The following is a 22,355-nucleotide window of genomic DNA, read 5'->3' on the forward strand; positions in this document are numbered from 1 at the left end:
GCGGACAGGATGTCCACGCTACAGAAAAAAGAACGATTTGGAATTAGCCAGAACACAGTAACGTTTCCTGATATATGCCTTTTAAGTAGGAGAGTACAGGACAGATTAAGCTTTGTAGTATCTACATTTGTTACTCAATGCTACCCTGTTTGGCCCAACGTTTTTTGTGGGCAATTGCATAGTCTGAATCGAATATGAAAGTTGGTCTGTTTATTCCCTGTTACATTGATCAGTTCTATCCGCAGGTAGCCATCGCTACCCTGAAATTGTTGGAAAAAGTCGGCTGCAAGGTGTCGTATCCGCTCCAACAAACCTGCTGCGGTCAGCCAATGGCCAACTCCGGCTTTGAACACCTGACGGGGGGATGCAACGAGAATTTCGTTCGCAACTTTGCCAACTGCGACTATATCGTTTCGCCCTCCGGGAGCTGCACACTGCACATAAAACATCACCTGCATTCGGCCAATGAGGAAGTAGCTACGGGTATCCGCTCCCGTATTTATGAACTTACCGAATTTCTGACAGATATCGTGAAAGTCAATACACTAGATGCAACGTTTCCCTACAAAGTTGGCTTGCACCAAAGCTGCCACGGACAACGGGGGTTACACATATCCCAGATGTCGGAATTGGTTGCACCGCCCTTTTCGAAGCCGGTACAGTTGCTCAACTTAGTGAAGGATCTGGAACTAATTCAACTCGACCGGCGCGATGAGTGCTGTGGATTTGGCGGTACATTCTGCGTAACGGAAGAAGCCGTTTCGGTTAAAATGGGGAAAGACCGCGTAGCCGATCACCTGCGTCACGGGGTCAATTTCATCACCGGCGTCGATGTGTCGTGCCTGATGCATATGGAAGGTATTCTGAAACGGGCTAATTCGAATGTAAAAGTTAAACATATTGCAGAAATATTAACGGCTACCATATGACCACCCCCAACCCCCTCCTAAAACAGGAGGGGGCTATGCCGAGGGGTAGCCTGTTGTGCAATTGAAGAGGTTTTTTCTTTAAAAACAGGTGGTAATCTTAAAAAAAACTGCCATCATGTAGAGTCCCCTCCTGTTTTAGGAGGGTGTTGGGCCGGGCGGCCGGTGCCGGTGGTAAGAATAGCTTGACTAACAACATTACTCAATGAACAAGCAGCTCACATTAGATCACGCTGACGCAGCGCTGGAGTTTAATAAAAACGAAGCGAAAGTCGATTGGCACGACGAAACGCTCTGGTTTGTACGTACCAAACGCGACCGGGCCGTGGCGCAGATTCCCGAATGGGAGCAACTTCGGGAAGCGGCCTCGCAGATTAAAAACTACGGGCTGTCCAACATGCACGATCTGCTGATCCAGTTTGAAGAAAACGCGATTCGCAACGGTATCAAAATTCACTGGGCCGCCGATGGTGACGAACACAATGCCATCATTCTCGACATTATAAAACAAGCGGGGGCGAACCGAATGGTTAAGTCGAAGTCCATGCTGACCGAAGAGTGTCACCTGAACCAATTCCTGACCGACAAGAGGATTGAAGTAATAGACAGCGATCTGGGCGAACGAATTGTGCAGATGCGGGGCGAGCCACCGTCCCATATTGTGCTGCCCGCCATTCACCTGACCAAGGCCGAAGTAGGCGAAACCTTTCACGAGCATCTGGGCACCGACAAAGGCGCAACTGATCCGCAATACCTAACCGAAGCCGCTCGCCAGCACCTGCGCGAAACGTTTCTGACGCGCAAGGTGGCACTCACGGGTGTCAACTTCGCCATTGCCGAAACGGGTGGATTTGTCGTGTGTACCAACGAGGGAAATGCCGATATGGGCGTCCATTTGGCCGACGTGCACATTGCGGCTATGGGTTTTGAAAAGATCATTCCCCGTGCCGAACACCTGAGTGTATTTCTACGATTGCTGGCCCGTTCAGCAACGGGCCAGCCTATTACTACATTTTCGAGCCATTTTCATCGGCCTCGTCCGGGTCAGGAGATGCACATCGTTATTGTCGATAATGGCCGTAGCCGTCAATTGGGACGCCCTGATTTTCGCAATTCGCTCAAGTGTATTCGATGCGCGGCCTGTTTGAATACCTGCCCGGTTTACCGACGGTCAGGTGGATTTAGTTACCACAGTGCCGTTGCCGGGCCAATTGGCTCTATTCTGGCGCCGAATCTGGATATGAAACAAAACGCCGATCTGCCGTTTGCGTCAACGCTCTGTGGGTCGTGTTCCAACGTGTGCCCGGTCAAGATCGATATTCACGACCAGCTCTACAAATGGCGGCAGGTGCTTATGAAAGAAGGCTATGGTCCTGGTAGCAAGACCGTTGCCATGAAGGCGATGGCTACCGTCCTGGAGTCGCCCCGGTTGTACCGGATGGCGGGTAAAGTTGGGCGGGGGGTATTGCGGTTTGCGCCGATCACGGTCGAAAACGGGCTGAATCCCTGGTATACCCAACGAGAAATGCCCGAACCGCCCGCAGAAAGTTTCCACGACTGGTACGTTAACCACAAAAAAGCATGACCACCCGCGACCAGATGCTGGCGAATATAAAGGCCAACCAGCCAGCCTTACGCCCTGTTCCAACCGACTTTACATTCACATCAGTTTACCCAGACCTGACAAAGCAATTTATTGATGTGCTCACGTTTGTGGGTGGGGCAGCCCTAATTGTTGAGGATTTTGCCGCTATCCGCGCTTCGTTGCAAACGCAGTTTCCAAATATGACCAGCGTTGCAACTACCTGTCCGGAACTCGCTGATCTGGCCGATGTGACCATGAACGTTACTGACCCGCATGAGTTGTCGGGACTCAATCTGGCAATTATAGAAGGGCCATTAGCGGTAGCCGAAAATGCCGCTATCTGGGTCGACGAGCGGCAGATACCCCAGCGGGTAGCACCCATGATCACGCAATACTTGGTGATCATTATCCATCAATCGACTATTGTGCCTAATATGCACGACGCCTACAAGTTGCTGAAGGTCGATGCAACCGGCTTTGGTACGTTCATCTGTGGCCCGTCAAAAACCGCTGATATTGAGCAAAGTCTGGTGATTGGTGCGCACGGTGCCCGGTCGTTGATGGTGTATATATTGCCGTAATGAATATCCCCGATCCGCACAGGAATGTAGTCGTATCCGTTCTGTGAACTTAATTTACGTTCCTAGCAACTTATAAAACCTGTCTCGATAGGCATCGCCAATCGGAATGTTCACCGGTTCCCGATTGCCATTGTTGATGTAAATACGACTCCGTTCTACCGTAGAAATATGGGCCAGGGCCACGATAAATGATTTATGCACCCGGACAAAAGCCGATGGTGGCAAGCTAGTTTCCAAACTACTGAAGGTTTGCCGGGCTATCACTTTTTCGGTTACGGTATGGACTATTGTATAGTTCTGCAACCCCTCTGCGTATAGGATGTCGGCTATATTGACCCGTTGCATGCGGTGCTCCGTGCGAATGAACAGATAGGCTCGCGGCTCAGGTGATAGATCGAGTGAAGGTCGCATCTGCTGCTGAACTTTCAGGACTGCCCGATAAAATCGCTCAAACGAAATTGGCTTGAGCAGATAATCTACCACATCATGTTCGAAGCCATCCAACGCATACTCTGCGTAAGCCGTCGTTAAGATCACCCGTGAACGGCTGTTGAGGGCTGTAAGGAACTGCAGGCCGGTAAGCTCCGGCATTTGAATATCCAGAAAAACCAGGTCTATCGGTTCGTCGGCTATCCGCATCAGCGCGTCGAGTGGGTTCGTCGTTGCCGCTACCAGGTGCAAAAAAGGCACTTTGCCGATGTAATCGGTTAAAATGTCGAGAGCCAGGGGTTTGTCGTCAACAACCAGACAACGAATGGGTGAGGTCATAGGTCGAGGTGCAGGTTTATCCGGTAATCGATTGGATGGTCGATCACCTCCAGACGGTGCTGACCAGGGTATAACAGCTCAAGCCGCCGTTTGACATTGGCCAGGCCGATACCACCCGTATGATCTTTATGCTGCTGGTTTTTACGGTTGTTCAGTTGAAAGTCCAGGGTTGTTCTGGTTAAGTTGAGTGTCAGGCAAATGGGGTGCTGCGGGTCTGATACCACGCCATGTTTGAAAGCGTTTTCGACAAAAGATACAAGCAGTAAAGGGGCTATCATTTGTCCGTTGATCGAACCCTGAAGTTGATACTCAACATATAGATTGTCTTTAGCGCCGATACGCTGCAAATCGATCAAGCTATGCAGGTAATCAAGTTCGCGGGCCAGAAGCACGTAATCGTGCCGGGCCTCGTGCAGAACATAGCGGAGTAATTCTGATAGCTTAAGTAGGGCTCTTGGTGCCTCTTCAGATTTACAATAGACTAACGCATAGATGTCGTTGATGGTGTTGAACAGAAAATGCGGATTCAACTGTGATCGTAGAAAAGCCAGCTCGGCAGATGTTCGGGCCTGTTCCGTTTCCCGGCGGAGTTGTTCGTTGATAAAATGACGTTTGATAAAGGTGTAGAGCAGCCCATACGTAATGTAGTCGGCATAGTAAAACACGCTATTGCGTATGAACCAGGCTGTCGTAAGTGCTTTATTACGGCTGTAATTATCAAAACCCAGCACTGGCTTGAAGAGGTGCATCTCCAGAATATAGCGCCATGAAATGATGCCTAGCATGGTCGTCAGGAGTCCGCCCATAGCCCACCCATACTGTCGCCAGCTAAGTGGTCCCGTCAATAAAGGTCGGGCTACCAGAAAAATGGAACCATAGAATGCACCGGCACTGATGGAGGTATAGCCGATAACCAGCAGCCAGTAAGTAGCGATGGCCGTTTTGGGAACCGGATACGTCGGATTGTAATACATATCCGCAACGTCTTTTATTACCAGAAGCGTCCAGACGAGCACATGAATGCTCCACTCGGGTAACGCGCGAAATCGAAACGTGTTCATCGATCAGTCAATTGCCTATTCGGGTATTTCTGAGCCAGATAGGTTAAGATTTGCGGAAAGAATTGGGGAAAACTGCCGTAGGCAGGATTACCAATGTAGTTATTCGTCAGCACATCGGCAATGTCTTCCGCGTATAGGAAATCGCCAACTACTTCGCGAGCTGTCTGTTTTCGAGCTTCTTTGGGGCTACGATATTGGCGGAAGAGGGCAATGACAATACCCCGGACCAGATTCTCATCGAAACAATGGGCCCAGGTATTGATGTTGTTGCGTTTCATGCCCTCATCGTCTTTGTTCAGCAGATAGGCCAGCTTGTCAATATCGGCCGCGTATCGCTTTTGCAACTCGTTGGTATAGCTATGACTCCCCTCATGCCAGACCATTGAAACCGGCTCCGAACCAATTGTAAAGGTAGGCGCGTCCGTTTCTTTGGCGTCTTGATTAAAGAAGCCAACATTGTACACCACATGGTCTGCATACCAGGGATTGATTGTTTTGGTCATGATTGCATGTGCCCCCCAACTATTAAGGGCGTCCAGACAAATTGTCCAGTTGGTATGACTATCAAATCGATAAAAGGAGTCCAGTTTAGCTACCCATCCTTTCTGCGTAAATTCTTTCTTTACGGGTGTGGCCCAGGCCGTGTAATCCGTTTGGTGTTGCTGGTAGAAGTCCCAGAATTTCGTGTCCTGAGAAAATTGTTTACACAGTTTCATATACGTCTGTACCGTGTCTTTTCCATATTTTTTGTACCAGTGCAGACTGTCTGGATAATAAATCCGGATGGACGGAAACTGGTCAAAGCAGTAACCCAGTTCGGCCAGGTCGGCATATACACGGCCCATTTTTTTTACCTGCTCCACCGCCGGGTGGTTGGCATAAGGCTTGAAATAGGTTTCAACCGCTTTGGCATAGGCTGATGGATTGGGCATTCTATACTGACCAGCCAGCAGTTGTACCACCGTGAAGAGTTCAATGCCCGGATGGACAATGACCTCGACCCGTTTAGAAGGCGGAACCGAGGTAGACAACTGAGCCTGTATGGACTGCGTTAGTCCGAGTAGTAGGAGGCAAAAGAGTGTAGGTTTCATGGCAGACGTATTGATTGGACGTTTCATCCATAAACCTACGCACCCAGTCATACAGCATCAAAAGCGATTGACCAATGCTTGATTTTCGTTGACGAACCGGGCTGTTACAAGACGAACGCCATATCTCTCAGATATGGCGTTCGTCTTGTAACAGCCCGGTTCGAATCTTAGTGGTTATTTTCCCTTCAAAATCGTCCCATAGCGGGGCATATCCTTGAACAAATCCAGAGCGGCCTTCATCTCTGGGTCAGTGGCGAACGAGGCTTCTTTAAGACCCTTTTGCAGGTAGTAATGCCCGGCTATTTCCTGTTCCAGTAAGGTTTTGAGTTCAGTCCTGAATGTACTCAAATCGGCATCTTTGCTATGCGACATTTTGGTTTTCAGCGACTTTAGCTGATCCTGAATCTGGTCGAAATACTTCTCCTTTTTTGCCGACGCTTCGAGGGTGCCGAGGTCTTTTTCAACCTGCGTTGTGTAGTCGTATTCTTTATCGCCGACCCACTTGGTAAAGTCGGTGTATTCGGCATCGGTCAGGCGGAACTCGCGGGCGGGCTTAATGCTCGCGTGTTCGTGACGGTACTTCACGGCATAGTCGAAAATCAACCCTTTGTTGGTCAGGCTGAGGGCAACGGGAGAAGGCGTCTGGGCGTCAATGACAACATCGGGCAACACGCCCCCGCCATCATACACCACACGTCCAGCTTTGGTTTTAAACGCCGTCTTAAGCGAATCGGGAATCTTGCCAACGCTACCGTCAGCGTTGCGGTGGCTGTAGTCGATAGCCTGAATACAACGGCCGCTTGGAATGTAGTACTTGGCGGTAGTGATCTTGAGCTTGGTATTGAACGACAATTCGCGGGTGGTTTGAACAAGGCCCTTGCCGTATGTACGCTGTCCGATCAATACGCCCCGGTCGTAATCCTGAATAACACCCGAAACGATTTCGGCAGCCGATGCGCTATGGCTGTTGGTCAAAACAACAATCGGCATGTCGAGATCCAGCGGTGGATTCATGGCCGTATAGGTCTTGTTCCATTCCGTCACTTTGCCCTTGGTGGTCACTACTTCCGAATCCTTCGAAATGAAGATATTACAAATGTCGATGGCCATATTGAGCAGTCCGCCCGGATTTTCACGGACATCGAGAATAAGTTTTTTCATGCCCTTACCCTTCAACTCCTGGTAAGCGGTGCGAACTTCGCGCGAGGCTGTAGCCGTAAAATCCTTGAGGTCTATATACCCAACGTCTTCGGTGATCATGCCGTAGTAGGGTACGTTGGTCATCTTCACCACATCGCGAATAACGCTGAGGTCTACCGGGTCTTTCTGCCCAAACCGACGAACCGTTAGTTTTACGGCTGTGTTGTTCTGGCCTTTCAGGAGTTTACCGGGGTCAGCGTCTTTGCGGGTTTTCAGGTCAACGCCATCGACTTTTATAACCTCATCGCCAATTTGCAGACCCGATTTCTCGGCGGGGGTTCCCTCATAAACCATCAGCACAATACTCTTGCCCTGACGCTGCCCGATGAGCGCACCAATACCGTTGTAACGGCCGGTGGTCATCGTCATATAGTCCTCGATTTCGTCTTCGGCGAAGAAGTTCGTGTAGGGATCGAGGTTTTTCAGCATGGCGTCGATGCTGGTTTTAACCATGCGGTTCGGGTTCACCTCATCTACATAATAGAGGTTGAGCTCCTTGAACAGCGTGGCGTAGATATCGAGGTTACGGGCTATCTCGAAAAACCGGTCGTCGGTTTTAAACGAAAAGAAGCCAATACCCCCCGCTACAAGGGCCGAGGAGGCTAACAGAGTAAGTCGTTTAGAGAAGCGCATAGGAATTTTTGAATGAAGAATGTATAATGAAGAATATATAATAAAGAATGAAGAATATATAATAAAGAATGAAGAGTTTATTGCTAGTATTCTTCACTCTACATTTTTCATTCTACATTTTCTTCAAGGCTAATTTCATACCTTTTTCTATCTCTTCAAACGAAATTATTTGTTTGGCGGTATAAAGAAAGGCAATGTAAGCCGGTGATGGCTTTTGCGGGCTAAAAAGAGGCTTATTGAGCCGATACGCTTCCCGCACCCGACGACGGATCAGGTTGCGGTCAACAGCTTTTTTGAAAATGCGTTTGGGAACGGTAATGACAATAGCGGGCAGAGGAGGCTCGGTGTCCGGACTGGTTTCGGCTTGGGGAATATAGAGCATCCGAAACGGAAAAAGGTAGAACGTCCGCGCGGAGGTACTACCTTTTTTAAATAATTCTCCCAGAATTTTTTTGCTGCAAAGCCGTTCGGATTTCGTAAAGGTTTGCGGCATGGGAGGCTGGCAAGTCAGTAAATTAATACATTTAGGACGTAGCTAGCGTATTAATTTGCTGACTTGCCTACTAATTAAATTTTAAAGCGTTCGCCTTTTTTCTCGTCAGAGACAGTCAACTTGTGGCGACCTTTGGCACGACGGCGGGCCAAAACCTGACGGCCATTGGCAGTAGCCATCCGCTCGCGGAAGCCGTGTTTGTTTTTCCGCTTCCGGTTCGATGGTTGGTACGTTCTTTTCATGATATATAATCCCTAAAACCTTTATTTTTCCAAATGAGTCCGCAAAGATACGGGAATGACCTCATTTTACCAAGTCTCAATTCATAAAAACGATTTGATTAGCTGGTAGTTACTTTTGTACGAATTATCCTCCTCTTAGTCTATGCATTATCGTCTGTCTGCTGACCCCTCGCACCCCCACTATATAGCTGTTGACGCATTTTTGACTGATATTTCGGCGCCGGAAGTTGAATTACAATTGCCCGCTTGGCGTCCGGGGCGTTATGAACTACAGCAGTTTGCGAAAAATATTCAGCGATTCGAGGTGGTTGATGGTGAGGGTAATCCGTTGATTTCTCGCAAAATTACGAAAGATCGCTGGCGGGTGCAGACAAATGGCACCACTGTATTAACAGTTCGGTACAATTATTATGCCCTGTTACCAACGCCTAACCAACTCAACGCGGGCAGTAGCTTTATCAGCGATACGCTCCTGTACGTAAATCCGGTCAACTTGTGTATATATGCCGAGGAGCGAATTTCGGAATCCTGTACCCTCGAATTAGCCATTCCCGATAGCTGGACGATCGCTTGTGGATTATCGGAATCGGACACGCAAAAAACGGGTTCGCGAACGCTCTACGCAGCCGATTTTTATGAACTGGTCGACTGTCCGCTCATAGCCGCCCCGGTAATTCAGGATATTCAATATGAACTAGCTGGAGTTACATTCCATGTCTGGATTCAAGGCGGACGCCGAACAGATGGTGACCTTACTTTTAGCACTGAGCGAATCATTGACGACTTTAGCCGGTTTTCGGCAAAACAGTTGGAACTGTACGGCGAATTCCCCGAAAAAGAATATCATTTTCTAACGCTTATTTTACCCGTTCCTTACTACCACGGCGTCGAGCACCGCAACTCGACGGTGTTGGTACTCGGCCCGAATGACGAGGGGGAGGGACTGTATCAGGATTTACTGGGCGTATCGTCGCACGAGTTGTTTCATGCCTGGAACATCATTCGAATTCGCCCCGTCGAGTTGTTGCCCTATGACTTTACCAAAGAAAACTACTTCACTACCTGTTTTGTGGCCGAGGGCGTAACGACTTACTACGGAGATTTAATGCTTCGGCAATCGGGGGTGTTTTCTGATGAAGCGTATCTGAAAGAATTGCAGGTCTTATTTAAGCGACATTTCGAGAACAACGGACAGGCGTTTCAGTCGTTGACCGAATCATCCTGGGATTTGTGGCTCGATGGTTATGACAAAGGTGTACCTGATCGCAAAGTGTCTGTGTATCATAAAGGGGCGATTGCCGCCCTGATTCTGGATTTGCACATCCGGCAATCGACAAACCACGCCCGTTCGCTGGATGATGTGATGCGGATCATGTGGGAACGCTTCGGCAAGCCTTTTGTAGGCTACACACTTGATGATTATCGGTCCATTACCGAATCGGTGGCGGGCGAATCGCTGGCCTGGTATTATGATTTATGTATTTTTGGTAATCAGCCGCTCGAAGCGAAATTAAACGAGTATCTTGCCTGGGTTGGTTTACTTATTGCGTATGAAGAGCCAACACCCGATCAGCCGGGTGGTATTCGGTTACTTGAGTTAGATAACGAAGATGGTCGTCAGCAACGGGCACACTGGTTTGGCGGATTTCTTAGCGAATCAACGCCCGATGTGCATATACACCCTATTTCCGAAGAAAAATTAGGCAAAAAAGTCGTAGCAAAATGATGGCGCAAGACTCTGGCCTTGTGTCTACTATTCGCCGGCCTCCGGCCGGTATCTTGTCAAGTTATTTACATAATCCGGCCGGAGGCCGGCGAATAGTAGACACAAGGCCAAAGCCTTGCGCCATCGCTAACATACAATTATAAAGTACATTCATGACAAAGCGTTTACCATTATTATTTCTTTTCCTGCCGGGCATGCTCCTGGCACAGCCGAAACCCGAAAAACCCTGGATGCTTGGCCCGTTTCAAAAAGAGAATGCCTACAATCCCATTTTAGACGCCAAAGCCAGCACTGTTTTCTATTGCCCGGTGCAGAAGAAAGACGTTCGCTGGGAAGAAAAGGACGTGTATAATCCGGCAGCCGTAGTACGCAACAATAAGGTGTACATGATCTACCGGGCTGAAGATACCGTTCGGGCGGTGGGGGGAACCTCTCGTTTGGGACTGGCTGTGAGTAACGATGGAATTCATTTCAAACGCATGCCCAAGCCCGTATTTTATCCCGATAATGATGCCATGAAAAAGTACGAGTGGCAGGGGGGTTGCGAAGATCCACGTATTGTGGAAAGCCCCAACGGCGTGTATATTATGACCTATACGTCTTACGATGGCGATAAGGCCCGGCTTTGTGTGGCGACATCACGCGATCTGATAACCTGGAACAAACAGGGGCTAATTTTCGGCGAGTTCGAGAATGGAAACTACCGCAATAGCTGGTCGAAATCGGGGGCTATCGTTTGTAAACGCATTGGAAGCCGTCTGGTGGCACAGAAAATAAACGGTAAATACTGGATGTATTGGGGTGACAAACCTCAGCTTCGTATCGCTACTTCCGATGACCTGCTGCACTGGACACCCCTCGAATCCAGCACCGGCCAACCAATGGTAGCGGCTGAGTCGCGCAAAGGAAAACACGACTTCCGATTGATCGAACCGGGACCCTTCGCCATGCTGACACCCAAAGGGATTCTGTTGATTTATAACGGCATGAACGACGCGAAGAACGGCGATGTAACTCTGCCCGAAGGCGCTTATGCGGGTGGGCAACTGCTGTTCGACGCCAATGACCCGACCAAATTACTCGACCGGTCGGAAAACCATTTCATCAAACCCGACCAGCCGTATGAAATGGTTGGACAGGTAAATCAGGTTTGTTTTCTGGAAGGCATGGTGCCCTTTCGGGGCAAATGGTTTTTGTACTATGGCACAGCCGATTCAAAAATTGGCGTGGCTGTGGCAAAGCAGTAAAGGATAGCGTGAGGCAGACCCTTGCGCTATCAGCGTTTAGGCTACGGGTCGGCGATGATGGAAAAATTGCTGCTTTCCCCAGAACACCAGCCCGCAGGATAGTAGTATGAGTACTATGTCGAATCCGAAGCGCTGCAATCCTTCTGCTGCCAGATCGTAGCGACCGCAGGCCAGACCAATGCCAATCATAGCGGCTGCATTGATAATAACCATAGCGATCAATGCACCGGCAATGACACTCTTGCGAAAGGACGACAGGATAATGGCGCCGGCCAGTGTCCCGCAAATGGACAGTAACGTGTCGGCGGGAGAAGGGTGGGACAGGTGGTGAATCTCCTCACTGGCGGCAAACTGGCTGGTATCGGCTTCCCCAAGAAATTGTAAAAGCAGAAATGTCAAGGCTGAGGCTGCAATCAGAATGCTGTATCCTACCAGGGTCGATTTGAGGGCTCGCCCTAATACCAGCCAGCGACGTAGAACCACAGCCAGGGCCATACCGGCTATAGGTTCAAAACCTGGAGCAATAATGGCGGCAGCTACGAAGGGCATGATCTGACGCGTCGACTCCGATACAAGGCCAATGGTTGCCATGATACCGCCTAGGCCCATCAATAGCATAAAGTTGGGTGTTACCCGCCCCTGATGCCGCATGCCGGATTCAATCTCTTCCCAGATGGCTTCATCGGCATCGTTCTCAAGCTTTTCGGCCTGGTTTGGTTCGATGATGCTCTCCGTCAGTGCTGTGCTAACCATATAGGGCGAATCGCCACAACATTCGGCTAGTGTTCGAAGCACTTTATCGGACCCTGTATTGAGCAATTGCACCGATAAGGCGTCGCCCGGCGGTTTATGAGAGCTGCCCGGATAAAAGGCTACGCCAATTACCTCATCAATGTCGAGCAGATGGGCCAGTACAGCAGCTGTTTTATCGGTAGATAGTTGAATCTGAAACGAGCGATGCATAGAATAGGTGATATGGAAATCTAACCCAAGGTGTTTCGTAAATGTTTGCCGTATGGTTCTGGCTGTAGCAGTTGAAAGAATGGTATATTTCGCAAAACCACTGGCTTCCTATGCAAACGTCCCGCTCAAAAACCCTGTCTTTCGAGGAATACGTCAAACACGATGCAACGGCTTTAGCTGAACTGGTTCGCAAGGGCGAGGTTACACCTACCGAACTGCTCGAAACGGCCATTGCGCGTGCTGAAGCCGTTAATCCACAACTCAACGCTATTGTAACACCCCTGTACGATAAGGGCCGGGAGATAGCGAATCAGTTGCCGGAAACAGGACCGTTTCGCGGAGTGCCGTATCTACTGAAAGATCTGGAACTTGAGTGGGCTGGAACGCCAATAAAATCAGGCTGTAGAGGTTTTCAAGATTATGTGTCAGCTACCGACAGTGAGAGCGTTAAACGCCTGAAAGCGGCCGGACTCGTGTTTTTCGGTAAGACAAACACGCCGGAGTTTGGCCTGACGCCCTATACGGAGTCGCAATTGTATGGTCCGGCACATAATCCCTGGAAAACAACCCATTCGCCAGGTGGGTCAAGTGGGGGTTCGGCGGCTTCGGTGGCGGCAGGGATTGTTCCGGCGGCATCGGCATCAGATGGGGGCGGGTCAATCCGGATTCCGGCGTCCTGCTGCGGGCTGTTTGGCTTAAAGCCCTCACGCGGTCGTATTACCCTCGGTCCGCGCTATGGCGAAATGTGGGGTGGAGCCGTAACGGCTCATGCCGTTACGCGAAGCGTTCGCGATAGCGCAGGTTTGCTGGATGTCATGGCTGGCGGTCCAACGTACCGGCCATTGGCGGGTGATCCGTATAGCATAGCTCCGCCTGTTCGACCATTCGCCGATGAAGTGGGCCGGGAGCCGGGTAAGTTGCGGATTGCTTTTTCTACACAGACATTGATAGCCTCGCAACCCGTTGATCCGATTTGTATTACTGCCGTTCGGGAAACGGCCAGATTACTGGAAAGCCTGGGCCATACAGTCGAGGAAATCCCCTTGCCCTACGAGAAAACGCTGGTTACGCAGGCTTTTTTTCTGAATGTCCTGAGCGAAACAGCCGCCACACTTAGGGAGTTGGGCACTTATCTGGGTCGTCCGGTTCGGCGAGACGATGTGGAATTGAATACATGGGCACAGGCTCGACTGGCCGAGGGTTTTTCTGCTGCCGATGCAGCTTATCAGAAGCGTCGCTGGAATACCCTTAATCGAAGCATGGGCCAACTGCACGAAACCTATGACCTGTTCTTAACGCCAACTTTACCACGACCACCCATTCCCATCGGAACGTTTCAGAATACAGAGTCGGAGAAACGCCTGCTTAAACTGGTCGATTCGCTGGGTGGGTTGAAATACATGAACGGCAGCAAAACAGTAAATGATCTGGCAGAGCGTTCGTTGGGATACATCTCATTTGCGGTCATTACGAACATGACAGGTCAGCCATCCATGTCGGTTCCGTTGTACTGGTCGGAAGATGGATTGCCTATAGGGGTGATGTTTGCTGCCAAACAAGGTGATGAAGCCACTTTGTTGCGGTTGGCCGGGCAATTGGAACAGGCGCAGCCGTGGTTTAATAAACGGCCTGCGTTGTAGTGATTGAATAAAAACAGCAAAGGTCTTTATACAACCTGGATGCCCTCACGGAAACCGATGGCGTCATTAGTAAGCTGTTTAAACTTTCTTAGATATCAATAGGTTATTTTTTGTCATTCCGACGATAGGAGGAATGACAAAAAATAACCTATTGATATCTAAGAAAGTTTAAACTGATTCCATAGAAAGTGTAAACGTATTATATTTTCAAAATATGATATGAAATAAACTTTATATTTACTTATTACTTATAATATAAACTAAAACATCGTTATTTGTAGGAAATAACGATGTTTATGCGCCCGTATCTACTGCTACTATTATTACAAGCATTTTCCTTGACGGCCCATAGCCAGGCAAATCCGACTGACAGACCATCCAGGCCACTACCACTATATAGGCCGGGAGTAGCTCTGGCTGTGCATGCTGGCACGGCTGGTATTGGTGTTGATATTTCCAAGTCGATTTTTCGCCAATTATCCATACGGGCTGGCGCTAATTTATTTACTTATAATGGCAATCTGAAGTCGGGGAAAGACAGCGACGATCTTCAGATTGGCTTCGATTACACCGTTAAATTATCGTCGTTCAACTTGTTGCTGGACTATTACCCGATCAAACGGGCGGGCTTTCGACTAACAGCCGGAGCATACTACAATCAAAACCAGATCAGCTTTTTTGGCAAGCCAACTAAAGATGTAAAATTCAACGATGTTGTGTTTACGGTTGATCAGGTTGGTACCGTCGATGGAAAGGCGAATTTTAGTAAAGTAGCGCCGTATGCGGGCATCGGCTGGGGGCACCCATTCCTAAAAAATCGACTGAAATTCATGGTTGATGTGGGTGTTTTTTACCAGCAGTCGCCCACGATCACTTTTGCAACAACGGGTATGCTGGAGCCTTCCAGCGATCAGGGCCCTATTATTCAGGATAACCTCAAACCGCTGAAATATTATCCTGTCGTCAATCTGGGTATCTCCTATAACCTCGTATCCACCCGTTTTTAGACTTACTGCTATGACTATTAAAAACTATACAGTCTGGCCTCGCCTGGTAAAAGGTGTGGTTATGACAATCGCTGCCGTGGCGCTGGGAACCGCTTGTCAGGATCTAAAAGACATTCAGAAACTCGACCCCTTAAAGGGCGTTGTGTTTAAAATCAATTACGAACCCTCGCCAACGGCGCTTCAGGGATTAGTGGTCGATGCGAAAACGGGCGAAGCGCTAAGCGTTCCGGTTCAGGTCAACATATATGGTCCCGACGCCAGCCGGGTACTTACCTATGAGGGTGTTGCGACAACATCGTTCAAAAGCCCCAAAGCTGATTTATTTCTGGGTTTAAAAGGTGTTGTTCCAACGACAGCCAAACCCGCTGAACTCCGTATTGTGGTCGATGCGCCCGGCTACATTGCTTCCAGCATTTATTTGTTCGTCGATAAAGCCAAGCCAGAGCCATTCGAAATCCGGTTAGTTAAAGAAAATGCGCCAGTAGGGGGAGTCGCCATAAAACAGGATGTTGTCGAAACGTCGGCAACGGGTGCCGTTAAGTCGGATGAGACGATAACAACGCCTATAAGCGCATCCATGACAACCAGCGTAACTGTACAAATACCGGCCAATACACAGCTGAAAGATGCAAAAGGACAAGTCGTAACCGGCAACCTGACTGCCCAGGTTGCTACCTTCTCCAGCAGAATGGAATCATCGTTACAAGCATTTCCCGGTGGTTTTACCACTCGTGTAAACAAGGACGATCAGGGAGGGGCCAATGTTGTAGGCACGTTTACAACAGCCGGGTTTGTGTCTATCGAACTGGCGAATGCCAGCGGTCAGGTCGTAACAACGTTTAGTCAGCCGGTTACAGTAAATGCAACAGTCGATAATACGATGACGAACCCTGAAACGGGTCAGAAACTAAAATCGGGCGATTTGATACCGGTATTCAGTTATAATGAGCTGACCGGCGAATGGGTGTATGAGCGGGATGCTGCCGTAAAACAATCGAGTAATGTCTTGCAGGTCGCCATTCCGATTACGCATTTGTCGGGCTATAGCCTGTCTTTCTGGGCGCCAAGTGGTGCCAGTTGTGCAGAGGGCGGCCAGTGGACAATTACCGGAAAGCCGGATGGCAAACCTTTGAACTGGACGCTTTATAATGGCGACCAGATTTATCAGAGTGGGTCTACCGCAGGCAATACCATTTCGTTTCCCCGGCCCTTTTCCGGTGCCGCCCGGCTTGATCTGTTTTCGCCCGATGGCAAGCAGATTGGTACGTCAACGGTTAGTAAGCTGTGCGGCACTCACACTGTGAGCGTTGTTTATCCCGTAAATCTGATCGACCTTGATGTGGCTATATCAGCTTATTGTGAAAATAAATCCGATGTGCAGATTACGCCCAGCGCCTGGGTTAAATACCGGAAACTGGGTACAAACAACTGGCAGCAGTCATTCCTGACGAGTGGAAAAGGCAAACTCGTTGGTCTTGAACCAAACGCCGATTATGAAGCCGGTGTGCAGTACAATGGCTTCAACCCAATTACCATCAACGCCGGACAGAACACGGGCACGCGGATGATCGAAATCAAATTCTCGAAAGACGTTAGTATCTGCCAGTAACAGCTCCTCGTTTACAGTCATCATGAACCAGACGGGAATCGTCTGGTTCATGATGACTGTATGACGGTAAAGAAAAGTCTGTTATTTTGCCTTCGGTCAGTCATCATGTAAATCCTGGTATTGCTGCTGGCTGGCTCTCGCCCAAACGATAAATCGGCATGCTGTTTTTGACCGTAGACCATCCGTTAACCGGATTGCTTAAAGCGTTGACCTTAGCTATTCGACCTAAGCGTGTCCAAAGGTTAATTGGTTTTCTATTGGCGCTAAGCACCTGTACTCAGGCGCAGGTAGTAGCTCAGGAACCGTCCGGAAAAGCGATGATGCTCCCGGTGAGTATCACCATTCTATACTTTGATCAAAGCAGCCCTATGCTGCGCCCCAGGGTAAAAACAACCCTTGATTCGCTGGCCCGGCTGTTGATAAACCAGCCTACGTTAAGCGCAACTCTGACTGGTTACACCGACGATGTAGGTAAGCGTGAGTTGAACCTGATTCTGGCCGAGAAGCGTACCAAAGCCGTTGCGATGTATTTAACGCAGCGGGGTGTGCCTGCCGATCAGATTATTGCTCGCTGGGAAGGGCCTGATAAAGACGCATTAGCGGATGACCCGAAGGCGGTAAAAACAATTGGTCGGCGAGTTGCTGTTCAGCTTTTACCGAGGTGAACTTAATTAATAAACCTGCATAACCGCTTTATCGTCGTAGCCGGGAGAGTTGTATATCCAGTGTGTCATGCCTCAGAATCCCCTGGAGTCGCATAGCCTCAGTTGTACGATTACTAAGGGTGGCCCGTAGGGTATCATGAGAATAGAAGGCTACTTGCAATTTGTTTTGCAGGCTATCGAATTCATAACTGCCGAATAAACTTTCACCAGGGTCAAACCGGTACGGATTCGGACTAAAAGCACAGCCTTCATAGCCCGCAAAGTAGATTCGGCTCCAGGCTTTCTTATTTGTTAACCAGGCCGTAGCTTGTTGGACTTGGCCGTTACGGACCAGTTTTTCCACTTGCCAGGTACCTTTTAGCGTTTGGTCATAAGGATGAGTGGCGATCAAGGCTTTAAGTGAGACAAAGGCTACCGCAATGGGCAGTACGCGCAGGCTGTGTTTAACCCAACCACGCCCTAATGGAATGCCAGGCAACTGATCGACTAAATCCCAAAAGATAAGTTTGAGTCGTTCTCGATGGAGCAAAAGCAGAAAGACTAGGGCGACTGAATAAAGGACTGAGTTAAAAAAGGCCCCAATACTAATTTTATAGAATATATTAATTAGGACGATGTTGACCATCACCGGCAAAAGGGTCATCGCTCCCAGTAAGGTTGTCCGGCGATAGAGCAGCAGGATAGACCCGCCTATTTGAAAAAGGGCAATAATAACCGCCAATTGATATGAGTAGCCAAAATAATACTAGGTCAGTCCCATTCCACTTACCACGCCCAAAGGCATATCGAGGAAGTAATCCGCAGTTTGGAATTGCGTTTTTAAAATCTTGGCAAAGCCATAAGACGATATCGATAAGGCCAGCCAATAGCGAATAATGCCTTGTAGCCAGGCATGCTGTAAGGCGCTGTGCATGGTATTTGCCTGTTCGCGACGGTGCCAAAACCAGACGTATAACAGGCTACCAAGCAAGGCTGCTCCAACCATGCCAGCTAACAAATACTCAAAATACTGGCCGTATTTCTCGAAAAATGAGGCAGGCAAGAACTCCAGAGGAAACAGAAGGAGGTTCAGCAACGCAATAGCCGCCAGCGCACATTCACAAAATTTAAAAAACCAGGAGGTACGGCTGTCTGATAAGGCTTGTGTCATAACTTGACTTTGGATCGACAGAGGAAGAACGGTTGGTTTTGTTTCTTTCTTGTGATTTTAGATTGTACCCCAGCAGATGCAAAAATCACAACCCTTAAAGCCAATCCCCTACTCCGTGTAATCCAGTTCTTTCCCAAATGTCTCGCCTAGTGTTGCCAGCGACCAGTAGCCCAGAGCGAAGCAGATAAAGGCGACTACGGCACCGGCTTCCAGAACGCCGATAACGGGCTTCATGGCCTGAAAAGCGGGGATGGTGAGTAAGGTTGTTGCGCGGACGTTGTTCGCGACGGATGTTGTAGCCGTGGCGCGGAGGTTGGTACCGAAACTCTCGGCCGTAATGGTCAGGAACATGGCAATGTAGCCAATGCCAAAGCCCATCATCAGACAAAGAGCATAAAAGGCACCCGTTGAGTTGATGCCGCCAAATAAATACATGATGACAAACACAAACGTCAGGCTCATCATCAGGCCGATGGCTTTCCGGCGGGAGCGGAGATATTGACTTAGCAGCCCGCTTGTTAAATCGCCTATTACGGTGCCCACATACGTAAACATCACACAGCGGCCGGGCGTGATGGCTTCGGTAATGCCGAGTGCCTTGCCAAACTCATTGCCAAACGTGGCCAGAATGCCAATAACGAGGTAGGTGGGCAGGGCTAGTCCCATGCATCGGAGGTAGCGCAGGAACCGTTCGCGCCCCTGGAACAATGCCCAGAAATTACCCCTGACTACGCCCGTTTGCTGCGTGCGTTTGAACATGCCTGATTCAAAGACGCTCACCCGCAAAATGAGCAGCCCAAGGCCCATGCTTCCGCCAATAAAATAGGTTGTACGCCAATCGAACAGAGTAACGGTGAAGTAGGCCACTACGGCACCAAGCAGACCAACACTCGCTACCAGCGATGAACCATAACCGCGCAAATGGGGTGGTAAAATCTCGCTAACCAGTGTAATACCCGCGCCCAGTTCACCCGCAAGTCCCAAACCAGCTACAAACCGCAGGATGGCGTACACCTGCGGGTCATGCACCCAGCCGCAGGCAATATTTGCCAGCGAGTACGTGATAATGCTACCAAACAACACTGACAGCCGACCGCGTTTATCGCCCAGAATACCCCAAAAAATACCGCCAAGTAGTAAGCCCGCCTGTTGAAAGTTCAGGATTCGTCCGCCAATGATAGAAATGTCGGCTTCTGACAGACCCAGTTCTTTAAGGCTCGGCACCCGTACAATGTTGAACAGCAGGAGGTCATATACATCGACAAAATACCCTAGTGCCGCTACAATGACGGGGAGTGCGAATAAGGGGCGTAGGGAAACGGGTGAGGAGGAAGATGTTTGCATAAGTGACTGACGAATGCACCAAAAAGGAACACAGATTTAACAGATTATACGGATAGACCACAGATTTAGTTGCTGTAGAAATCCGCTTTGTACTAAGATTTCAGCAGTTTCTTAACCTCTTTCGGTTATTGGTGTATACCAGACGCTTGAACTCTGGCTTTTTGCCAAAATTAAGTAGTAGACCGACCTCAATATCCGTAGCTCGGAGGTAGTTGAGTAATTGAACTTCGTGTTCTTCGGCAAGGGACTCTGTCGCTTTCAGTTCTAGTATGATACAGTTATCGATGAGTAAATCTGCAAAATAATCGCCCACCAGCAATCCCTTATAATATACTTTTATTTGCTGCTGGGCCGTTACGTCAAATCCTTCGTTTTTCAGTTCCGCGTACATCGCATTCTGATAGACGCGCTCCAGGAAGCCATAACCAAGTTCATTGAAAACATCGTAGTAGATGCCAATAATGGCATCGGTCAGTTCTCTATGAAGTAGTTTGGGCATATTTTATTGAAATTGGCAACGCCTTAATTAACACACACGGATGGAACGCATAACGGCGAGGGGCTGACAGCTCTATCCGTAAAAATCCGTTCCATCCGTACAATCTGTGTGCTAAAAAATAAATGTCTAGAGGCTACAAACAGCCTTACCAGAGTCGAACGTATAGCACCGTAATGAGCAGCAGGATAATAACTGCCAGAGCCGTTGCCGATGGGGCTAGTTTGAACATACTCGAATCGATGGCAAACGCTTTAGGGTTGATGGCTGGTCCTACAAGGCTAATCACCACCATCAGTAATACCGTAAAGAAAAACGCCCAGCCCATACAAATCAGGAAGGGAATTTCATACCCACCCGCACCATTCGGATAAGCCGTGTACAACAGGGTTTCGTTACCAAACAGCGAAGGAGCGAAGTTGTTGAACAATACGGCCAGGCCAAAACCACCCAAAATACCCGCTACTGCGGCAGCACCTGTGGTACGCTTCCAGAAAAAGCCAAGAATAAAGACCGCGAAAATGGCAGGACTTAGGTAGCCCGTGTATTTCTGAATGAACGTAAACCCACCTTCACGACCAATACCCAGTGCATCCTGCCACGTCAGGCCGATAGATAACAGCATGGCGGCAAAAATAGTGATACGGCCAACCCACACCAATTGTGTTTGGGAAGCGTCTTTTTTGATGTATTTCTGATAAATATCGAGGGTGAAAATCGTCGAGATCGAGTTGGCTTTACCCGCCAGCGAGGCCACGATAGCTGCTGTCAAGGCCGCCATCGAGAGCCCTTTCAGACCGTTTGGCAGGAAGGACAAAATTGCTGAATAGGCATTATCGGCGAGGAGTTTGCCGCCCGGAGCCATTTCGTTTTGCAGGCTACCATTTTTGTAGAGCACATAAGCCGCAATACCCGGCAGCATTACGATAAGCGGCATGAAGATTTTCAACAGGGCCGCAAAGAGAATACCTGTACGAGCCGTTTTCAAATCGGCACCCAACGCGCGTTGGGTAATGTACTGGTTGCAACCCCAGTAGTTCAGGTTCACAATCCAGATACCGGCGAAGTACATGGCAAGGCCGGGTAAGGTCAGGTATTTATTAATGTCGACCTGCGACGTATTTGGCCCCGGTTTTTCAAAAATCATGTGGAAGTGATCGTCGGCATCGCCCATCATGGCCGAGAAACCCGCAATAACGTCGTTCCCCAAACCGAACTTCTGACTTACCAGCGTAAGTGCAATGTAGGATGTTACCAGACCACCAATGATAAGAACGGCTACCTGAATTACGTCGGTGTAGCCAATTACTTTCATACCGCCCAGCGTAATCACGATCGCAAAGAGGCTAAGGCCAATAACGATCGGGTGAAACGAATCGCCCCCAACCAGCGTGCTGATGGCCAGTGCGCCCAGAAAAAGAATAGAGGTCAGGTTAACGAATACATACAGGAACAGCCAGAAAATGGCCATGATAAGACTAACCGTTTCATTATACCGCGTTTTCAGGAACTGCGGCATGGTGTAGATGTGGTTTTTGAGGTAGATCGGCATGAACCAGACCGCCACAATAATCAAGGCGATAGCCGCAAACCATTCATATACCGCAACGGCGGCTCCAAAGGTGAAGCCGTTTCCCGACATGCCAATGAACTGCTCGGCCGAGATGTTAGAGGCAATCATGGATGCTCCGATGGCCCACCAGGTTAACGACCCTTCGGCCAGAAAAAAATCTTTGGTGTCAAGTTTGGTAGTTTGTTTTCGTTTGTAAATCCAGTATCCGTAGGAGGAAACACCAATGAAGTACAGAAAGAAAATAATGTAGTCTATTTGTTTAAGTTGGTTCATTGCTTCTAGTATAGAATGAGTTTTTGGAATCAGCCTGTAAAAAAGCAATTATTTCTCCAAATAGGCTTACTGTAGGGTAAAA

21 protein-coding genes are annotated in these 22,355 nt (G+C 49.0%); 9 read left to right on the top strand and 12 right to left on the bottom strand.

Annotation, left to right across the window (positions count from 1 at the left end; translation table 11 throughout):
- Positions 1-194: 194 nt before the first annotated feature.
- The 3 genes from CWM47_RS22340 to CWM47_RS22350 all read left to right on the top strand — a co-directional run bounded on the left by CWM47_RS22340 (position 195) and on the right by CWM47_RS22350 (position 3,092).
- Positions 195-929, top strand: a complete 735-nt coding sequence (locus CWM47_RS22340) for a (Fe-S)-binding protein (protein WP_100990404.1) — start codon at positions 195-197, stop codon at positions 927-929.
- Positions 930-1,131: 202 nt separating this feature from the next.
- Positions 1,132-2,511, top strand: coding sequence for a lactate utilization protein B (locus CWM47_RS22345; protein WP_100990405.1), 1,380 nt, complete (start codon positions 1,132-1,134; stop codon positions 2,509-2,511).
- Positions 2,508-3,092: a LutC/YkgG family protein gene (locus CWM47_RS22350; RefSeq protein ID WP_100990406.1), complete on the top strand. Its 585-nt coding sequence runs from the start codon at positions 2,508-2,510 to the stop codon at positions 3,090-3,092. The genes CWM47_RS22345 and CWM47_RS22350 overlap by 4 nt, the downstream gene beginning before the upstream one ends.
- 54 nt (positions 3,093-3,146) lie before the next feature.
- On the opposite strand, the gene CWM47_RS22355 is transcribed toward CWM47_RS22350, so the two are convergent.
- From CWM47_RS22355 to rpmH, 6 genes are all read right to left on the bottom strand, one after another.
- Positions 3,147-3,860: a LytR/AlgR family response regulator transcription factor gene (locus CWM47_RS22355; RefSeq protein WP_100990407.1), complete on the bottom strand. Its 714-nt coding sequence runs from the start codon at positions 3,858-3,860 to the stop codon at positions 3,147-3,149.
- Positions 3,857-4,921, bottom strand: coding sequence for a sensor histidine kinase (locus CWM47_RS22360; protein WP_100990408.1), 1,065 nt, complete (start codon positions 4,919-4,921; stop codon positions 3,857-3,859). The genes CWM47_RS22355 and CWM47_RS22360 overlap by 4 nt, the downstream gene beginning before the upstream one ends.
- Positions 4,918-6,012, bottom strand: a complete 1,095-nt coding sequence (locus tag CWM47_RS22365) for a DUF4932 domain-containing protein (protein WP_157816044.1) — start codon at positions 6,010-6,012, stop codon at positions 4,918-4,920. The genes CWM47_RS22360 and CWM47_RS22365 overlap by 4 nt, the downstream gene beginning before the upstream one ends.
- 174 nt (positions 6,013-6,186) lie before the next feature.
- A complete protein-coding gene (locus CWM47_RS22370; protein ID WP_100990410.1) occupies positions 6,187-7,845 on the bottom strand; it encodes a S41 family peptidase in 1,659 nt (552 codons plus the stop codon).
- 112 nt (positions 7,846-7,957) lie between these two features.
- Positions 7,958-8,338 carry a ribonuclease P protein component gene (locus tag CWM47_RS22375; RefSeq protein ID WP_100990411.1) on the bottom strand — a complete coding sequence of 127 codons (381 nt, stop codon included), beginning with the start codon at positions 8,336-8,338 and terminating at the stop codon, positions 7,958-7,960.
- A gap of 74 nt (positions 8,339-8,412) precedes the next feature.
- Positions 8,413-8,580 carry a 50S ribosomal protein L34 gene (gene rpmH, locus CWM47_RS22380; RefSeq protein ID WP_100990412.1) on the bottom strand — a complete coding sequence of 56 codons (168 nt, stop codon included), beginning with the start codon at positions 8,578-8,580 and terminating at the stop codon, positions 8,413-8,415.
- Between the two features lie 142 nt (positions 8,581-8,722).
- Between rpmH and CWM47_RS22385 the strand changes: the two genes are divergently transcribed.
- Positions 8,723-10,306, top strand: coding sequence for a M61 family metallopeptidase (locus CWM47_RS22385; protein WP_100990413.1), 1,584 nt, complete (start codon positions 8,723-8,725; stop codon positions 10,304-10,306).
- Between the two features lie 152 nt (positions 10,307-10,458).
- Entirely contained in the window at positions 10,459-11,553 is a 1,095-nt protein-coding gene (locus tag CWM47_RS22390) for a glycoside hydrolase family 130 protein (protein ID WP_100990414.1), read from the top strand.
- Positions 11,554-11,589: 36 nt separating this feature from the next.
- On the opposite strand, the gene CWM47_RS22395 is transcribed toward CWM47_RS22390, so the two are convergent.
- Positions 11,590-12,516 (bottom strand): DUF389 domain-containing protein, encoded by a 927-nt coding sequence (locus tag CWM47_RS22395; RefSeq protein ID WP_100990415.1) that lies wholly within the window; start codon positions 12,514-12,516, stop codon positions 11,590-11,592.
- A gap of 110 nt (positions 12,517-12,626) precedes the next feature.
- Between CWM47_RS22395 and CWM47_RS22400 the strand changes: the two genes are divergently transcribed.
- The 4 genes from CWM47_RS22400 (at position 12,627) to CWM47_RS22415 (ending at position 17,437) form a co-directional block, all read left to right on the top strand.
- Positions 12,627-14,156, top strand: coding sequence for an amidase (locus CWM47_RS22400; RefSeq protein WP_100990416.1), 1,530 nt, complete (start codon positions 12,627-12,629; stop codon positions 14,154-14,156).
- A gap of 296 nt (positions 14,157-14,452) precedes the next feature.
- The gene (locus tag CWM47_RS22405; RefSeq protein ID WP_157816045.1) at positions 14,453-15,163 is read left to right on the top strand and encodes a hypothetical protein; all 711 of its coding nucleotides are present in this window, start codon (positions 14,453-14,455) and stop codon (positions 15,161-15,163) included.
- A 10-nt stretch (positions 15,164-15,173) separates the two neighbouring features.
- Positions 15,174-16,772: a hypothetical protein gene (locus CWM47_RS22410; RefSeq protein WP_100990418.1), complete on the top strand. Its 1,599-nt coding sequence runs from the start codon at positions 15,174-15,176 to the stop codon at positions 16,770-16,772.
- Positions 16,773-16,930: 158 nt separating this feature from the next.
- Positions 16,931-17,437 carry an OmpA family protein gene (locus CWM47_RS22415; RefSeq protein WP_100990419.1) on the top strand — a complete coding sequence of 169 codons (507 nt, stop codon included), beginning with the start codon at positions 16,931-16,933 and terminating at the stop codon, positions 17,435-17,437.
- Positions 17,438-17,465: 28 nt separating this feature from the next.
- On the opposite strand, the gene CWM47_RS39345 is transcribed toward CWM47_RS22415, so the two are convergent.
- The 5 genes from CWM47_RS39345 to CWM47_RS22435 form a co-directional block, all read right to left on the bottom strand.
- The gene (locus tag CWM47_RS39345) at positions 17,466-18,158 is read right to left on the bottom strand and encodes a hypothetical protein (protein ID WP_240625392.1); all 693 of its coding nucleotides are present in this window, start codon (positions 18,156-18,158) and stop codon (positions 17,466-17,468) included.
- Positions 18,159-18,182: 24 nt separating this feature from the next.
- Positions 18,183-18,587, bottom strand: a complete 405-nt coding sequence (locus tag CWM47_RS39350; protein WP_240625393.1) for a hypothetical protein — start codon at positions 18,585-18,587, stop codon at positions 18,183-18,185.
- 108 nt (positions 18,588-18,695) lie between these two features.
- Positions 18,696-19,931 carry an MFS transporter gene (locus tag CWM47_RS22425; RefSeq protein WP_100990420.1) on the bottom strand — a complete coding sequence of 412 codons (1,236 nt, stop codon included), beginning with the start codon at positions 19,929-19,931 and terminating at the stop codon, positions 18,696-18,698.
- Between the two features lie 100 nt (positions 19,932-20,031).
- Positions 20,032-20,430: a GxxExxY protein gene (locus CWM47_RS22430; RefSeq protein WP_100990421.1), complete on the bottom strand. Its 399-nt coding sequence runs from the start codon at positions 20,428-20,430 to the stop codon at positions 20,032-20,034.
- 145 nt (positions 20,431-20,575) lie between these two features.
- A complete protein-coding gene (locus tag CWM47_RS22435; RefSeq protein WP_100990422.1) occupies positions 20,576-22,273 on the bottom strand; it encodes a sodium:solute symporter family transporter in 1,698 nt (565 codons plus the stop codon).
- Between the last annotated feature and the right edge of the window lie 82 nt (positions 22,274-22,355).

The sequence above is a fragment of the Spirosoma pollinicola genome (genome assembly GCF_002831565.1).
GTDB classification, from domain to species: Bacteria; Bacteroidota; Bacteroidia; order Cytophagales; family Spirosomataceae; genus Spirosoma; species Spirosoma pollinicola.

Coding starts and splice junctions, on each gene's coding strand:
- CWM47_RS22375 (WP_100990411.1), bottom strand. CDS start 8,338: ATGCCGCAAACCTTTACGAAATCCGAACGGCTTTGCAGCAAAAAAATT.
- CWM47_RS22360 (WP_100990408.1), bottom strand. CDS start 4,921: ATGAACACGTTTCGATTTCGCGCGTTACCCGAGTGGAGCATTCATGTG.
- CWM47_RS22430 (WP_100990421.1), bottom strand. CDS start 20,430: ATGCCCAAACTACTTCATAGAGAACTGACCGATGCCATTATTGGCATC.
- CWM47_RS22435 (WP_100990422.1), bottom strand. CDS start 22,273: ATGAACCAACTTAAACAAATAGACTACATTATTTTCTTTCTGTACTTC.
- CWM47_RS22400 (WP_100990416.1), top strand. CDS start 12,627: ATGCAAACGTCCCGCTCAAAAACCCTGTCTTTCGAGGAATACGTCAAA.
- CWM47_RS22365 (WP_157816044.1), bottom strand. CDS start 6,012: ATGAAACCTACACTCTTTTGCCTCCTACTACTCGGACTAACGCAGTCC.
- CWM47_RS22340 (WP_100990404.1), top strand. CDS start 195: ATGAAAGTTGGTCTGTTTATTCCCTGTTACATTGATCAGTTCTATCCG.
- CWM47_RS22370 (WP_100990410.1), bottom strand. CDS start 7,845: ATGCGCTTCTCTAAACGACTTACTCTGTTAGCCTCCTCGGCCCTTGTA.
- CWM47_RS22385 (WP_100990413.1), top strand. CDS start 8,723: ATGCATTATCGTCTGTCTGCTGACCCCTCGCACCCCCACTATATAGCT.
- CWM47_RS22390 (WP_100990414.1), top strand. CDS start 10,459: ATGACAAAGCGTTTACCATTATTATTTCTTTTCCTGCCGGGCATGCTC.
- CWM47_RS22345 (WP_100990405.1), top strand. CDS start 1,132: ATGAACAAGCAGCTCACATTAGATCACGCTGACGCAGCGCTGGAGTTT.
- rpmH (WP_100990412.1), bottom strand. CDS start 8,580: ATGAAAAGAACGTACCAACCATCGAACCGGAAGCGGAAAAACAAACAC.
- CWM47_RS22350 (WP_100990406.1), top strand. CDS start 2,508: ATGACCACCCGCGACCAGATGCTGGCGAATATAAAGGCCAACCAGCCA.
- CWM47_RS39350 (WP_240625393.1), bottom strand. CDS start 18,587: ATGACACAAGCCTTATCAGACAGCCGTACCTCCTGGTTTTTTAAATTT.
- CWM47_RS22395 (WP_100990415.1), bottom strand. CDS start 12,516: ATGCATCGCTCGTTTCAGATTCAACTATCTACCGATAAAACAGCTGCT.
- CWM47_RS22410 (WP_100990418.1), top strand. CDS start 15,174: ATGACTATTAAAAACTATACAGTCTGGCCTCGCCTGGTAAAAGGTGTG.
- CWM47_RS22405 (WP_157816045.1), top strand. CDS start 14,453: ATGCGCCCGTATCTACTGCTACTATTATTACAAGCATTTTCCTTGACG.
- CWM47_RS22415 (WP_100990419.1), top strand. CDS start 16,931: ATGCTGTTTTTGACCGTAGACCATCCGTTAACCGGATTGCTTAAAGCG.
- CWM47_RS22355 (WP_100990407.1), bottom strand. CDS start 3,860: ATGACCTCACCCATTCGTTGTCTGGTTGTTGACGACAAACCCCTGGCT.
- CWM47_RS22425 (WP_100990420.1), bottom strand. CDS start 19,931: ATGCAAACATCTTCCTCCTCACCCGTTTCCCTACGCCCCTTATTCGCA.